General features: G+C 63.4%; 13 protein-coding genes and 2 pseudogenes. 8 read left to right on the plus strand and 7 right to left on the minus strand.

Features of this window, described 5'->3' with window-relative positions; translation table 11 throughout:
- A pseudogene (locus B7X30_RS11635) lies at positions 1-464 on the minus strand (4-hydroxyphenylpyruvate dioxygenase); the annotation flags it as partial.
- A gap of 190 nt (positions 465-654) precedes the next feature.
- On the opposite strand from B7X30_RS11635, the pseudogene kynB reads away from it, so the two are divergent.
- The 4 genes and pseudogenes from kynB (at position 655) to B7X30_RS11655 (ending at position 3,939) form a co-directional block, all read left to right on the plus strand.
- A pseudogene (gene kynB, locus B7X30_RS11640) lies at positions 655-1,279 on the plus strand (arylformamidase).
- Between the two features lie 22 nt (positions 1,280-1,301).
- Positions 1,302-2,585: a kynureninase gene (gene kynU, locus B7X30_RS11645; protein ID WP_286730767.1), complete on the plus strand. Its 1,284-nt coding sequence runs from the start codon at positions 1,302-1,304 to the stop codon at positions 2,583-2,585.
- A complete protein-coding gene (gene kynA / locus B7X30_RS11650; protein ID WP_286730768.1) occupies positions 2,582-3,439 on the plus strand; it encodes a tryptophan 2,3-dioxygenase in 858 nt (285 codons plus the stop codon). The genes kynU and kynA overlap by 4 nt, the downstream gene beginning before the upstream one ends.
- A gap of 11 nt (positions 3,440-3,450) precedes the next feature.
- Complete coding sequence (locus B7X30_RS11655; RefSeq protein WP_286730770.1) at positions 3,451-3,939, plus strand: Lrp/AsnC family transcriptional regulator; 489 nt, start codon at positions 3,451-3,453, stop codon at positions 3,937-3,939.
- Positions 3,940-3,965: 26 nt separating this feature from the next.
- Here B7X30_RS11655 and B7X30_RS11660 read toward each other — a convergent pair whose 3' ends face one another.
- The 3 genes from B7X30_RS11660 to B7X30_RS11670 form a co-directional block, all read right to left on the minus strand.
- Complete coding sequence (locus tag B7X30_RS11660; RefSeq protein WP_286730772.1) at positions 3,966-4,229, minus strand: hypothetical protein; 264 nt, start codon at positions 4,227-4,229, stop codon at positions 3,966-3,968.
- Positions 4,223-4,426: a DUF3563 family protein gene (locus B7X30_RS11665; RefSeq protein ID WP_286730773.1), complete on the minus strand. Its 204-nt coding sequence runs from the start codon at positions 4,424-4,426 to the stop codon at positions 4,223-4,225. Before B7X30_RS11665 ends, B7X30_RS11660 begins: the two co-directional genes overlap by 7 nt.
- 135 nt (positions 4,427-4,561) lie before the next feature.
- Positions 4,562-6,214 carry a methyl-accepting chemotaxis protein gene (locus B7X30_RS11670; protein ID WP_286730774.1) on the minus strand — a complete coding sequence of 551 codons (1,653 nt, stop codon included), beginning with the start codon at positions 6,212-6,214 and terminating at the stop codon, positions 4,562-4,564.
- A 429-nt stretch (positions 6,215-6,643) separates the two neighbouring features.
- Here B7X30_RS11670 and B7X30_RS11675 point away from each other — a divergent pair, with 429 nt between their 5' ends.
- A complete protein-coding gene (locus B7X30_RS11675) occupies positions 6,644-6,790 on the plus strand; it encodes a hypothetical protein (RefSeq protein ID WP_286730775.1) in 147 nt (48 codons plus the stop codon).
- Positions 6,791-6,831: 41 nt separating this feature from the next.
- Here the strand turns inward: B7X30_RS11675 and cysE are convergent, their stop codons facing one another.
- Entirely contained in the window at positions 6,832-7,599 is a 768-nt protein-coding gene (gene cysE / locus B7X30_RS11680) for a serine O-acetyltransferase (protein WP_013105289.1), read from the minus strand.
- Positions 7,600-7,669: 70 nt separating this feature from the next.
- Positions 7,670-8,452, minus strand: coding sequence for an RNA methyltransferase (locus tag B7X30_RS11685; protein ID WP_286730777.1), 783 nt, complete (start codon positions 8,450-8,452; stop codon positions 7,670-7,672).
- Positions 8,453-8,513: 61 nt separating this feature from the next.
- Between B7X30_RS11685 and B7X30_RS11690 the strand changes: the two genes are divergently transcribed.
- Positions 8,514-9,536 (plus strand): inositol monophosphatase family protein, encoded by a 1,023-nt coding sequence (locus tag B7X30_RS11690; protein ID WP_286730782.1) that lies wholly within the window; start codon positions 8,514-8,516, stop codon positions 9,534-9,536.
- A gap of 224 nt (positions 9,537-9,760) precedes the next feature.
- Positions 9,761-10,321 (plus strand): TIGR01841 family phasin, encoded by a 561-nt coding sequence (gene phaP, locus B7X30_RS11695; RefSeq protein ID WP_013105286.1) that lies wholly within the window; start codon positions 9,761-9,763, stop codon positions 10,319-10,321.
- 183 nt (positions 10,322-10,504) lie between these two features.
- Here phaP and B7X30_RS11700 read toward each other — a convergent pair whose 3' ends face one another.
- Positions 10,505-11,506 carry a ketopantoate reductase family protein gene (locus tag B7X30_RS11700; RefSeq protein WP_286730778.1) on the minus strand — a complete coding sequence of 334 codons (1,002 nt, stop codon included), beginning with the start codon at positions 11,504-11,506 and terminating at the stop codon, positions 10,505-10,507.
- 80 nt (positions 11,507-11,586) lie between these two features.
- On the opposite strand from B7X30_RS11700, the gene B7X30_RS11705 reads away from it, so the two are divergent.
- Positions 11,587-13,202 (plus strand): FUSC family protein (locus B7X30_RS11705; RefSeq protein WP_286730780.1); only part of this gene is annotated, 1,616 nt, incomplete at its 3' end.

Genomic DNA, 13,202 nt, shown 5'->3' on the forward strand with positions numbered 1-13,202 from the left:
AAGTCCACGTCGTAGATCGAGATGTCGCCGATGCCGCCGTTGCGCCCATCCTTGCCGCGCCAGCAATCGACGAAGTAGATCAGGCTGTCGCCGATGCCCTTGATCGCCGGGATGTTCAGCTCCATCGGGCCGCTGCGGCTGTCGAAGCCCCAGGCGCCCAGTTCCAGCGCGCGCCTGTAGGCGGCGTTGGCGTCGTGCACGCGGAAGGCAATGGCGCAGATGCTGGGGCCGTGCAGCCGGGCGAAGCGCTGCGCGAACGAGTCCGGCTCGGCGTTGACGATGAAGTTGATGCCGCCCTGGCGCCACAAGGTCACGTTCTTGTGACGATGGCGGGCCACCGCACGAAAGCCGAGTTGGGCGAACAGGGCGCCGAGCTTTTCAGGCTCCGGCGCGGCATACTCGACAAACTCGAAGCCGTCGGTGCCCATGGGGTTCGAGGCGGAGGAGGTATTCAAGGTATTCATGCGGCTGTCTCCTTTTTTGGAATGCACAAACTGTAGGCCAGCACTCGCGCAGGGTTTCAGCAAAACTCGCGCCATTTTGGCGTATTGCGGGAAAATCCTGCGCGCATTAGCCCGTACGATCCGATAAGCTGCACACATCCGCAACCGTCTATCAAATCCGAGCGAAGGCCCGCCCATGAACCGCCCGCCCATGAGCCGCGTATGGGACATCTCCCCGACCGTCTCGCCCTCCGCCCCGGTGTTTCCAGGCGACGAGCCGTTTTCTCTGGAGTGGACGGCGCGGCTCGGCCCCGGCTGCCCGGTCAATCTCAGCGCCGTGCGGTTTTCGCCCCATGTCGGCGCGCATGCGGACGCGCCGCTGCACTACGCGAACGACGGCGCGAGCATCGATGAAGTGGGTCTTGCACCCTATCTGGGTCCATGCCGGGTGATTCACGCCCTGAATTGCGGCGCGCTGATCGACATCGCCCATCTGCAACATGCCGCAGCAAACCTGCCCCCCGCGCGTGTTGGTGCGCACCCGCCACCGCGCGCTGACGGTCTGGTCGGAAGATTTCGCGGCGTTCGCTCCCGCAACAGTGAGCTGGCTGGCCGCGCAAGGCGTGACCCTCATCGGGCTCGACACCCCGTCGGTCGATCCCGCAAGCAGCAAGACGCTGGACAGCCACGCCCAACTCTTGCGACATGAGCTGCGCGTGCTCGAAAACCTCGTGCTCGATGACGTTCCCGAAGGCGACTATGAGCTGATCGCCCTCCCCCTGAAGCTGCAAGGCGCCTGCGCCTCGCCGGTGCGCGCCGTACTGCGCGAACTTTGATCTCATCCTCCTTCCTGTGCCTATGACAACGCTACAACGCCAAGACGGCCTCGCGCTCGACGCCGCCGATTCCCTCGCCCCGCTACGCGAGCAATTCACCCTGCCCGACGACGTCCTCTACCTCGACGGCAATTCGCTCGGCGCCCTGCCCCGGGCAACCGCCGCGCGGGTGCAGACCGTGCTCACCGAAGAATGGGGCGAAGGCCTGATTCGCAGCTGGAACACGGCGGGCTGGATCGATCTACCCCGGCGCGTAGGCAACAAGATCGCCCGACTCGTGGGCGCCGCGCCCGACGAACTGGTGGTGACCGACTCCACCTCCATCAACCTCTACAAAGTGCTCAGCGCCGCGCTGTCCATCGCCCGCGCCGATGCCCCGCAGCGCCGCGTCATCGTTTCCGAGCGGGAAAATTTCCCGACCGATCTCTACATGGCCCAGTCGCTCGCCGCGCAGCACGGCATGCAGCTTGAACTCGTGGAGCAGGGCCAGGCCCTCGGCCGCCTGCGCGACGATGTTGCCGTGCTCCTGCTCACGCAGGTGAACTATCGCAGCGGTGCGCTGTACGACATGGCCGCTGTCACCGCAGCGGCCCACGCGGCGGGTGCATTGACGGTGTGGGATCTGGCGCATTCCGCCGGGGCGGTGCCGGTCGATCTCAACGGCGCGCAAGCCGATTTCGCCATCGGCTGCGGCTACAAATACCTCAACGGCGGCCCGGGTGCGCCCGCCTTTGTCTGGGTGCATGCGCGCCATGTCAACCGGGTGGAGCAGCCGCTGTCGGGCTGGCACGGCCACGCGGCGCCCTTCGTTTTCACCCCCGACTACCGGCCCGCGCAGGGCATTGCGCGCTACCTCTGCGGCACGCCGACCTTGCTTTCGCTGGCCGCGCTCGACTGCGGCGTGGACACGCTGCTCGCCGCCGAGCCCATGGGCGGCATGCAGGCGCTGCGGCGCAAGTCTGTGGCGCTCAGCGATCTGTTCATCCGCCTCGTTCATGAGCAACTGAGCGCGCACCCGCTCACCGTCGCCACCCCGCTCGACGCCGCCCGGCGCGGCAGTCAGGTCTCGCTGACCTTCGACGGCGACGGCTACGCCGTGATGCAGGCCCTGATCGCCCGCGGGGTGATCGGCGACTTCCGCGCCGGTGACAAAACCCGCGGCGATGCCGACCTGCTGCGCTTTGGCTTCACTCCGCTTTACCTGCGCTACGTCGATGTGTTCGACGCCGTGCAGACGCTGCACGACGTACTCGACAGCGGCGTCTGGCGAGAGGCGCGATTCGCCCGCAAGGGAGCAGTGACATGAGCGCCGCTCAGCCAGCAGCCAGAGGCGAGGAGATCGTGCGCGAGGAAGGCGCGCAACTCGATTTTTCGCAGTCGATGAGCTATGGCGACTACCTGCATCTCGACGAACTACTCGGCGCGCAGCATCCGCTCTCGCCCACGCACAACGAGATGCTGTTCATCATTCAGCACCAGACCAGCGAACTCTGGATGAAGCTGATGCTGCACGAACTGCACGCCGCTCTCGATTGCGTGCGCGCCGACGCGCTGCAGCCGGCGTTCAAGATGCTGTCACGCGTTTCGCGCATCATGGAGCAACTCGTCCACGCCTGGGATGTTCTCGCCACCATGACGCCCAGCGAATACACTGCGCTGCGGCCGTATCTGGCCAGTTCCAGCGGTTTTCAAAGCTGGCAATATCGATGCATCGAATTCCGGCTGGGCAACAAAAACGCGGCCATGCTGCGCCCGCATGCCCACCGGCCGGACCACCTCGCCACGGTAGAGGCCGCTTGGCGCGCGCCTAGCTTGTACGACGAAGCCCTGCGCCTGCTCGCCCGCCGCGGCCTGCCCATTCCCCAGACCCACCTCGAGCGCGACTGGGAGCAACCGTATGCCGCCCACGCAGAAGTGGAACAAGCCTGGCTGACGGTGTACCGCTCGCCCGAAGATCACTGGGACCTGTACCAGCTCGGCGAAGAACTGGTCGATCTCGAAGATGCGTTTCGCCTCTGGCGCTTCCGCCACGTCACCACCGTCGAGCGCGTCATCGGCTTCAAGCGTGGCACCGGCGGCACCGGCGGCGTGCCCTACTTGCGCAAGATGCTCGACACCGTGCTGTTTCCCGAATTGTGGACTCTGCGCACCGATCTGTGAGTCCGCCCGTCATGCGCAAACCCCCGACTGAAGACATCGACCGCATCGACCGCAAGCTGCTGGCCCTGCTGCAGACCGATGCGCGACTGACGCAGGAAAAGCTGGCCGAGCAGATCGGGCTTTCCGCCTCGGCCGTTCAGCGACGCATCCGGCGGCTGGAGCAGATCGGGGTCATCGAGGGCTATCGCGCCATCGTCAGCCCGCGCGCACTCGGTCTCAGCCTGAGCGCCCTGCTCAGTGTCCGCCTGGAAAAACACCGTGCCAGCAACCAGCGTTCGCCGCAAGATCTCTTTCGCGCCGCCGTTCAAGGCTGGCCCGAGGTGGTGGAATGCCTAGCGATGACCGGCGAGATGGACTACCTGCTGCGCGTGCATGTGCAAGACATGGAGCACTACGCCCACTTCGTGCTCGAAAACCTGCTCAAACACGAAAGCGTCGAAGACGTGAAATCCAGCTTCGTGCTCACCGAGGTCAAACCCTTCACCGGCATTTCAGTCTGATCGTCTACGTGAGCCGCTCTCAGCAATTAGACCCGCCGGGCATAGCTGCCGAGCAAGGCCTTCTCCAGCGCCGCGGTTTTGCGCTCGAACTGGGACGACGCGATGAGCGAACGCTCGATCAGCCCCGCACGCACGGCAGTAGCGTACTGATCTCGCAGCGCGTCGAACGGCCAGTGCAACATCTGCCGACTGACTGCATCGGCTGATCCAACCCAGCCATCGGACAGGGCCAGCCACGGCGCAGGCACTTGCACCGAGTCATGCTGCGCCGCCGCAAACGACGTCACCATGAATGACGCTCCGTTTGATTTCGCGCCACATCGGCCCAGGTCCAATCTTGGGCATGGGAGCCGCGCAATTCCAGCTCGCGCACGCGGCGTTCGAAGTCGCAGGCGTCAACGGATTGGGCAAGATAGTGTTCGTCCGCGCTCTGGTGCGTCTCGATGCCGGACAGGAGTTTGTCGAGAAAATGCTTGAAGTGATTCATGATGAGGTGCGGGTGATTCCTTGTGGGAACAGCCGCAAAAGAGTAAGGGATAACCCTAATATTAGCCTGCTCGCGAACGAATTGCCATATCAGGGCAATTGAATGTTGCGTTGCAGCATCACTGTGCCCTTTTCATCAAAACGTGGTGAATCCCCCTTCGCTGGCCAATAAACCCGCGCCCGGCATCTCCTGTGAGCCTTGCCGCTTGCGCTCTGCACGCGACAGCACGACGGGAATGCGCTCGCCATTCAGGCGGAACTGCACCATGGCTTTTTCGAGAAACTTCGCCTGCTCGCTCAAGTCTTCCGCCGTCGCGGCCAGTTCTTCTGAAGCCGAAGCGTTGTGCTGGGTCACCGTGTTGAGTTGCGCGACGGCCTGAGAGATTTGCTGAACCCCCGTGGCCTGCTCGCTTGACGCCGCGCTGATTTCATCCACGAGCTGCGAGGTCTTGGCGATGGCGGGCACGATCTCCTGGAGCAGATCACCCGCCCGATCGGCTTGGTGAAGCGTGGAGGTCGCCAGTTCGCTGATTTCACGCGCGGCCGCCTGACTCTTTTCGGCCAGCTTGCGCACTTCGGCCGCAACCACCGCAAATCCCTTGCCTTGCTCTCCGGCCCGCGCGGCTTCAATCGCGGCGTTGAGCGCCAGCATATTGGTCTGGTAGGCGATGTCGTCGATGATGGAAATCCGCTCGGCGATGCTTTGCATCGCCTGCACCGTTTGCGCCACCGCGGTGCCGCCTTCGCTCGCCTGATGCGCAGCGGCCTGCGCAAGGGTGTTGGTCTGCCGGGCGCTCTCGGCATTTTGTTCGATGGAGGCACCCGTCTGCTCCAGCGTGGCCGACGTCTCTTCGACCGAGGCGGCCTGCTCCGACGCGGCCTGTGCCAGCCCCTGCGAGGCCGAGGCGATTTCCTGCGAACCTGTCGTGATCTGCGCGGCGGCGGCGCGAATGTCCTGCACCATGCTGCTGAGGTTGCCGCGCATGGTGTCCAGCGTCTGGCGCAAACGGTTTGCGCCACGCGTGTCGGTGGACACTTCGCCCAAGATCAGATTGCCCGCCGATACGGCTTCCATCTCTTTTTGCAGCGCATCGATGGGCTGCAACAGTTGACGCCGCACGGTCCATACCAGCGATCCCAGTCCGCCCATCAGCACCACCGACAGACCCATCTGCAGTGTGCTGATCGCCAAGCCTGCAATTTGCAGATAGCCAGCTTGCTCGGCTCCGCCAAGCGCCAGCATCAACAGGGCGATGAGCAGCAAACCCGCGCTGAAAAAGGAAACGGCCCGCTGTTGCAACACCTGCGCACCCTCGCTCAGCCATCCGCGCAAGCCGGTGCGCGCTGGCTTTCCATGCCGCACCGTCAAGCCCTGCGCGCGCCCTTCTCGCAACGAAGCGTAGAACTCTTGCGCCGCCCTCACCTGCTCTCGGCTGGGGAGCACCCGCAGTGACATATAGCCCACCATCTGGCCCTCTTCCCAGATGGGATTGGCATTGGCCTGAACCCAGTAGAAATCGCCGTTCTTGCAACGATTCTTCACCATGCCCTGCCACGGCTTGCCGGCTTGAAGATGGCGCCACATGTCATCAAACGCCTCGGGCGGCATGTCCGGGTGGCGCACGATGTTGTGGGCGGAACCCAGCAATTCGTCCTCGGAAAATCCGCTGATCTCCAGAAAAGGCCGATTCACATAGGTGAGCCGCCCTTTGAGGTCGGTCTTGGAGACGATGTATTCATTTTTCCCAAACAGACGCTCGGTCTGGGTGACGGGCTGGTTGTTGCGCATGACTCCTCCAGCCGCATGCTGGAGAACTTTTTCTGCATGACACGCGGCATATTCGAATATCTAGATAACGGCCCCCAAGGCTCGCGCTTGAGGCGCATCGCACAATAGTTTGATCTAGATCATGCCAATCAGGCAGCCGCTCATCGGCCTGACACAATGCTGTGGTCGGTTCTAAGGATGGATTTGGATGCCCTCGTCCAGTTCACCGTAAAGGATCACGCCGGAATGATGATCAGCCGACGCCCCCGGCGCAGCGCAAGCGCTCAGACAAAGACAGGCCAGCGTGAGCCAGATCAAAAGTCTCATGAGTCGGTTCCTTTTCATCGCCCATTGCGCACGGAGCGGTTTCCCCCTCGCGAGTGCGGCCCAGCAATAAAACCAGGCGCCCCTTAGAATACGGGTTAACCCTAGACTTACATCGGTGCCATCATGGGCTTAGTGAAACAAATTCTCAATTTCTTCTTCGGCTCAAACGGCAGCTCTGCCGAAACGATCCGACTTTTTGCCGTGCGTACCACCAGCCTGAATGAGCTGGAGCACATGCTGCGCGACCGTCGCGCTCTTCATCGGCATTGACGCGGCGATCATCCTGCGCGCAAGGCGCAGCCCTGCCGCCTTCACTCCACCAGTTTTTCCAGCTTGGCTTTATCGAAATGCTCGGTACGCAGCGCCTCGGGCGGACAAGTTTCGGCCGGGCAAACGCCGTGACGCTCAAGCGCTTGCCAGAGCAGCGCGACCTGATGTTCGAGCTGCGCGGCATGGTCGATCAGCCCGAGCACCGCGCGTGATTGCGGGTCATCGCCGTTCTGAGTGACGGCATAGGCGGAAAACCCCATGCGCGCTGCCGTGGCCTCACGCTGCTGATCCACTTCTTTCTGGAGGATGCGCGCGGGGTTGCCCACAGCGGTCGCCCCGGCTGGAACCGCCTTGACGACCACCGCGTTCGAGCCGATGCGCGCGCCCTCGCCCACGGTGAAGCCGCCGAGCACTTGCGCCCCGGCGCCGACCACCACACCCGCTTCCAGAGTGGGGTGCCGTTTCGCGCCTTTGTAGAGCGAGGTGCCGCCCAGCGTCACGCCTTGGTAGATGGTGCAGTCGTCGCCGATTTCCGCCGTTTCACCGATGACCACGCCCATGCCGTGGTCGATGAACACGCGCCGACCAATGGTGGCCCCGGGATGAATCTCGATGCCGGTGAGCCAGCGCCCCCAGTGCGAAATCCACCGCCCGAGCCAGTGCCAGCCGCGCTTCCAGCAGGCATGCGCCATGCTGTGAAACAGCAAGGCGTGCAGGCCCGGATAACAGGTGACAACCTCCCAGGTCGAACGCGCGGCAGGGTCGCGCTCCAAGATGATCTGGATGGTCTCACGCAATCGTTGCAGCATGGATCGGTCGCTTTACAGCTAGTGAAGGGAAAGGTCAGTGTATTGAACCCTGATTTTCCATGCGGCGGCATCAGCCCTTCGGCACTTTGCGCAGTACGGCGGTGCACACCCCGCGCAAAATCTGCACTTCGTCGCGCGTGAGTTCTGCTCGCGAAGCCAGACGCTGCAACCTCGGCAGCAGTTTGCGCGGCGCGTTGGGGTCGAGCACCTCCAAGGCCAGCAAAGCCTGCTCGACATGCGCCAGCATCCCCTGCACCTCTCCCGCCGTCGCCGCCACGCTTTCGGTCTGCGCAGGCTGCACCGTATGCAGCCCGAGCCCTTTACGCCACTCCCACGCGATGACCTGCACCGCCTGCGCGAGATTGAGCGAGGTGTAGGCCGGATTGGCGGGAATGCTCAGAAGGGCATCGCAGCGATACACGTCGGCGTTGCTCAGCCCGAAGCGTTCGCTGCCGAAAACAAACGCCACGCGCCGCCCCTGCTCCGCACTTCGCTGCGCCAGTTGGGGCAACCACTCCGGTGTGTGCAGCGGAGGGCCGAAATCGCGCACCCGCGCCGACAGCGCCACGACCACGCCACAGTCCGCCACGGCGTCACCCAGTTCGCCGTGCACTTGCGCCGCCTTCAGCACATCTTCCGCGCCGCTGGCGAAGGCCAGGGTTTCGGGCTGGGTGAGCACATCGGCAAAGCGCGGCGCAACCAGCCGCAGGTTGGCGAAACCCATGTTCTTGAGAGCGCGCGCCGCGGCACCCACATTGCCCGGATGACTGGTGCCCACGAGCACGAAGACCGTGTCATCCAGCGACGGTGCACACGCGGCCGCCTCGGCGTCGATAAAATGCGCGTCTTTCATCTGTTCTTTGTCACTTCCCGAAATTTCTCGCGCCATTGTCGTTGCTGGCGCTCAGGACACCATGCACCCCATGCTCAATGTGGCCGTTCGCGCAGCGCGCGAAGCCGGCAAAATCATCAACCGCGCGAGTCTCGATATTGACCTGCTGCGCGTCGCGCAAAAAGCCGCCAACGATTTCGTCACCGAAGTCGATCGCGCCGCCGAGCAAGCCATCATCGACGTGCTGCTCAAGGCCTATCCGCAGCATGGCATTCTGGGAGAAGAGACTGGTAGCGCCTTCGGCGATGCCTCGTCGGAATATCAGTGGATCATCGACCCGCTCGATGGCACCACCAACTTCATCCACGGCATGCCGGTGTACGCCGTCTCCATCGCACTGGCCCATCGCGGCGTGGTGCAACAGGCCGTGGTTTACGACCCGACCCGCGACGAACTCTTCACCGCCACACGCGGCGCCGGGGCGTTTCTCAACAGCCGCCGCATCCGCGTCTCCAACCGCGTGCGGCTGGAAGACAGTCTCATCGGCACCGGGTTTCCGTTTCGCAAGAACGACGACATCGACACCTATCTCGAAATGTTCAAGCTCGTGGCGCAGCGCTGCGTCGGCCTGCGCCGCCCGGGCGCTGCCGCCATCGACCTGGCCTACGTAGCTGCGGGGCGCTACGACGGTTTTTTCGAAACAGGGCTCAAACCCTGGGACATTGCCGCCGGCAGTCTGCTGATCACCGAGGCCGGAGGCCTGGTGGGCAATTTTGCCGGCGATGGCGACTTCCTTTTCACCGGTGAAGTGCTCGCCGCCACGCCCCGCGTCTATGGTCAGATCGTCAGCCTGTTGCAGCGGTTTTCCAAAGTCTCCCCGGCAGAATCGGGGCGCCGCGCGGAGCCAGATTTCTCTACGACCGCTGCTCAAGTCGAGCTGATGACTGCTGCAGCCGACAAAAAATCGGGCACTCTGGCCGTACCAGAAAGCAAACGGGTGAAAGCGGCACCGCGCCGCATCAAAGCCAGCGACGTTGCCCAGCCGCGGCAAACCGAAAAGTCGCTTCCCCCTTCCGTCTACAAGCCCAAACGCCCTAAGGAATAGATCGGCAACTCATTGAAATTATTGAGATTTCAATAACTTTGCTGCAACGCACAAATTTTTCTTGCAATTCAGGAAGTCATCTCTACAATAGTGATTGTGCAGTGCACAAATGAACCTGAGAAGGCCGTCATCTTCGTGACACCGTTGCGGGTTCAAAATGTGTTGGCTGCCGCCCCCTTTAGTAGTTAAACCGCAGCCAACGCCCTCAACCCAGGAGAGACATCATGATGACCCCCGAGCAATTCGCCGCAGCACAAAAAGCCCAGTTCGAAACCTTTTTCGGTCTGGCCGCCAAGTCCATGGACAACATGGAAAAACTGGTTGACCTGAACATGCAAGCCGTCAAGACCTCGCTGCAAGAAAGCGCCGATCACACCATGGCGCTTCTGTCGGTCAAAGACCTGCAAGAACTGTCGACCCTGCAATCGGGCTGGATGCAGCCGATGGCCGAGAAGGTTCTGTCCTACTCACGTCATGCCTACGAAATCGCTTCTGGCGCCCAGGCCGAATTGGCCAAGACCGCCGAGTCGCAAATTTCTGAAACCCACAAGAAGTTCATGGACCTGGCCGAATCCGCCGCCAAGAATGCCCCGGCCGGTTCGGAAACCGCCGTGGCCATGATGAAAAGCGCCATGAACGCCGCCAACAACGCCTATGACTCGGTGCAGAAAGTCACCAAGCAGGCCGCCGAAGCGGTGGAAGCCAATATGAACGCTGTGACCAGCACCGCGATGAAAGCGGCGCAAACCACCAGCCGCACCGCCGCCAAGCGCGCCGCAGCCTGATCGTTCAGCCGTTTTTTACGCGGCGTGCGCGGCTTGTCAACTTTTGCCCCCACGCTGCGTTGATTGCGCATGAGGCTGAGCGGCCGAGTCAAAAAACGCCGCCGATCGCCCAAACAGTTGTCTCCTCGGTACCCCAAAGGTACCCTTCCAGCCGGTCTCTGACCGGCTTTTTTTTGCCGATTTTCAATTGCAAACCTGCCGATCAAGCTCACCCAGCAGGGCACTCAGCGTTTGCAGGGTGGGCATGGGATGGTGAGCGAGGCGGGCCATTTCGAGCGGAGCGTGCAGCAGGGCGGCGATCTCCAGTGCGCGGCCGCGCTCCAGGTCTTGCAGGGTGGACGTTTTCACCGGGCCGATGCCGCGGGCGATGTCCATGCGCTGCTCGATGCTGACCAGCGGATCGCAGCCATAGGCCCGTGCCAGGCCCATGATCTCGGCCATGCCGTCGCGGATGAGGGCGACGAGTTCGGGGTTGTCGCAGATGGCGTTCATGCGCGCTCGCGTCAGCGCGGCGACCGGGTTGAAGGTGGCATTGCCGACGAGTTTCATCCAGATAGCGTCGCGGATGCGGTTGGTGACTTCCGGCTCGCAGCCCGCCGCACGCAAGAGATCGGCCAGCGCCTGCACGCGCGGGCTGCGGGTGTGTGCGGGTTCGCCGATCACATAGCGGTATTGCCCATTGCCGCGTATCACGCCGGGGCTGACCACCTCGGCGCTGGCATGCACGACGCAGCCCACGAGATGCGCCGGGTCGATGGCGCCCAGCAAGCGGCCGCCGGGGTCGATGCTTTCCAGATGCGCAGTGCGCCCCTGCGCCGTGCGCGCCTGCGGGCTGGTGTCGGCGTGGAAATACCACCAGGGCACGCCGTTGATGGCGGGCAGCACAACCGAATCGGCATGCAGCAAAGGGCGAAGCTGCGGCAGAACGGGGCCGAGTTGATGCGCCTTCAGGCCCAGAATCACGAGATCTTGCGGCGCGAAATCGGCCAGATCGTCGCTGGCCTGCACCTCGACGCAAACCCGCTCTTGCGGGTCTTCCAGACACAGCCCGGCGCGCTGAATCGCCTGCAGATGCGCGCCACGCGCCAGCACGCTGACCGTGTGTCCGGCTGCCGCAAGCCGAACGGCCAGCGTACCGCCCACGGCGCCTGCGCCAACGACCAGAATTTTCCAGGGTGATGCCATGCTCTTGCTCCTCGTAGCACGTTCAGCCGTGCGCAAATAGACAACTCTCCAACGACAATAGCACGCAAAAAACACCTCACATGCTGACACCGCGACAAGTCCTCGTATTGCTCCACGGCCGCTACTTCACTAGCGGGCTGGTGTCGGCCGTGGGCGTCGCCCTGTTCGGCTTGGTGACCTACGCAATCGCGGGCTTGGGCCCTGCGATCGCCCTGGGCAGCGGCGCGCTCACCGTCTGCTTCGCCGACAACCCGGCGCCCACCCGGGTCAAGCGTGTGGAGTTGTTGTTTACCAGCGTGGCGAGCACGGTTGCCTTCGCGCTGGTCGGCGCCAGCCTGTGGTGGCCTGCAGTGCAGATCATGCTTATTCCCGTGCTGGGTTTTATCAGCGGGTTGATCGCCGTGTGGGGCAAGCGGGCGCTGGCGATGAGTTTCAGCGTGCTGTTCATTTCGGTCATCACCGTGGGTTCTCCGCCGTTGCAAGGCCCGGTGCAACTGGCGGCGGCCGTGGCGCTGTTTTTCATCGGCGCATTGCTCTACACCGCCTATGCCCTGCTGCTGGCGCGCTGGCTGCGTCGGCGAACCAAAGAGCAGGCGTTGGCCGAGTTGCTGGCGCAGTTGGGACAGTTTGCGCATTGGCTGGCGAATCACTTCGGCGGGCAGTCTTCTGGATTGAGCGGCGCGGTGGCGCAACTCACCGCGATCAACGACACCTTGCAGAACACGCGCGACATCGTGCTGCGGGATGTGCGCACCGCGGCGGATCGCGCCCTGGCGGCGCGGCTCATTCTGCTGCTGGAGGTCAACGAAGCCCTGCTGGCCGGCCAGACCGATGGCGACCTGATTCTCAAGCAGTTCGACGCCACGCCCGTGCCCGATGCGCTGCGCGACTGGGCGCAGCGCATCGGCGACGCCCTCGACCAGCGCGCCGACGCCTTGTTGCGCGGCAGGCCGGCCAACACCCTGCCCGCCCACCTGCCCTGCGCGCAAACTATCGAGCACGCACTCGCCACCCTGCAGCCCAGCCAGCCCAGCGCCGAATTCGAGCAGGCCCGCATGGCTTTGCGCGCCAGTGCCGACAAGTTTCAGCGCATCAGCGATCTGCTCGCTCAAGAAAAACCCGTCGGGTCGCCGACTCAGCCCGATCCGCTGCAGGGTATGGATCTGCAGGCCTTTCTCAGCCCGCTGCGCTACGACCCGAACGCGCTGTGGCAATCCATCCGCTTTGAATCGCCCATCCTGCGTTATGCCATCCGTCTGGCGCTGGCCTTGTTCGCAGGCGAATTGGTGCTGCGCGCCCTGCCCTATCACCCGCACGACTACTGGGTGTTGCTGACCATCGGCGTGATTCTGCGGCCGAATTACAGCGTCACCCGCCAGCGCATCAAAGACCGTGTGCTGGGCACGTTGCTGGGCTGCATCCTGGTCGCGGCCCTGCTCTCCACCCACCCGTCGTTGGGGGTGATGACGCTGGGGGTGTTTGTCTCCCTGGCCTTTGCGCGCACCTTCATCACCCTCAACTACCGCTTCACGGCCCTGTTCGCCAGCGTCAACGCCCTGCTGCTCGTGGCCTTGCTGGAGCCGGGCACCCAGTTTCTGGTCACCCAGCGCCTGCAAGACACGCTGATCGGCGCGGCGCTGGCCTGGGCTTTCAGCTTTGTGCTGCCCAGGTGGGAGGCCAACGATCTGCGCCGCCA

It is taken from the genome of Thiomonas sp. 13-64-67, from assembly GCF_002282795.1.
In the GTDB taxonomy this organism is placed as follows: Bacteria; Pseudomonadota; Gammaproteobacteria; order Burkholderiales; family Burkholderiaceae_C; genus Thiomonas; species Thiomonas arsenitoxydans.

What these genes read in the sequence shown, in the direction of transcription:
- B7X30_RS11675 (WP_286730775.1), top strand. Translation starts at nt 6,644, where the DNA reads ATGGGCTTAGTGAAACAAATTCTCAATTTCTTCTTCGGCTCAAACGGC.
- kynA (WP_286730768.1), top strand. Translation starts at nt 2,582, where the DNA reads ATGAGCGCCGCTCAGCCAGCAGCCAGAGGCGAGGAGATCGTGCGCGAG.
- B7X30_RS11685 (WP_286730777.1), bottom strand. Translation starts at nt 8,452, where the DNA reads ATGAAAGACGCGCATTTTATCGACGCCGAGGCGGCCGCGTGTGCACCG.
- B7X30_RS11655 (WP_286730770.1), top strand. Translation starts at nt 3,451, where the DNA reads ATGCGCAAACCCCCGACTGAAGACATCGACCGCATCGACCGCAAGCTG.
- B7X30_RS11690 (WP_286730782.1), top strand. Translation starts at nt 8,514, where the DNA reads ATGCACCCCATGCTCAATGTGGCCGTTCGCGCAGCGCGCGAAGCCGGC.
- B7X30_RS11660 (WP_286730772.1), bottom strand. Translation starts at nt 4,229, where the DNA reads ATGGTGACGTCGTTTGCGGCGGCGCAGCATGACTCGGTGCAAGTGCCT.
- kynU (WP_286730767.1), top strand. Translation starts at nt 1,302, where the DNA reads ATGACAACGCTACAACGCCAAGACGGCCTCGCGCTCGACGCCGCCGAT.
- B7X30_RS11665 (WP_286730773.1), bottom strand. Translation starts at nt 4,426, where the DNA reads ATGAATCACTTCAAGCATTTTCTCGACAAACTCCTGTCCGGCATCGAG.
- phaP (WP_013105286.1), top strand. Translation starts at nt 9,761, where the DNA reads ATGATGACCCCCGAGCAATTCGCCGCAGCACAAAAAGCCCAGTTCGAA.
- B7X30_RS11700 (WP_286730778.1), bottom strand. Translation starts at nt 11,506, where the DNA reads ATGGCATCACCCTGGAAAATTCTGGTCGTTGGCGCAGGCGCCGTGGGC.
- B7X30_RS11670 (WP_286730774.1), bottom strand. Translation starts at nt 6,214, where the DNA reads ATGCGCAACAACCAGCCCGTCACCCAGACCGAGCGTCTGTTTGGGAAA.
- cysE (WP_013105289.1), bottom strand. Translation starts at nt 7,599, where the DNA reads ATGCTGCAACGATTGCGTGAGACCATCCAGATCATCTTGGAGCGCGAC.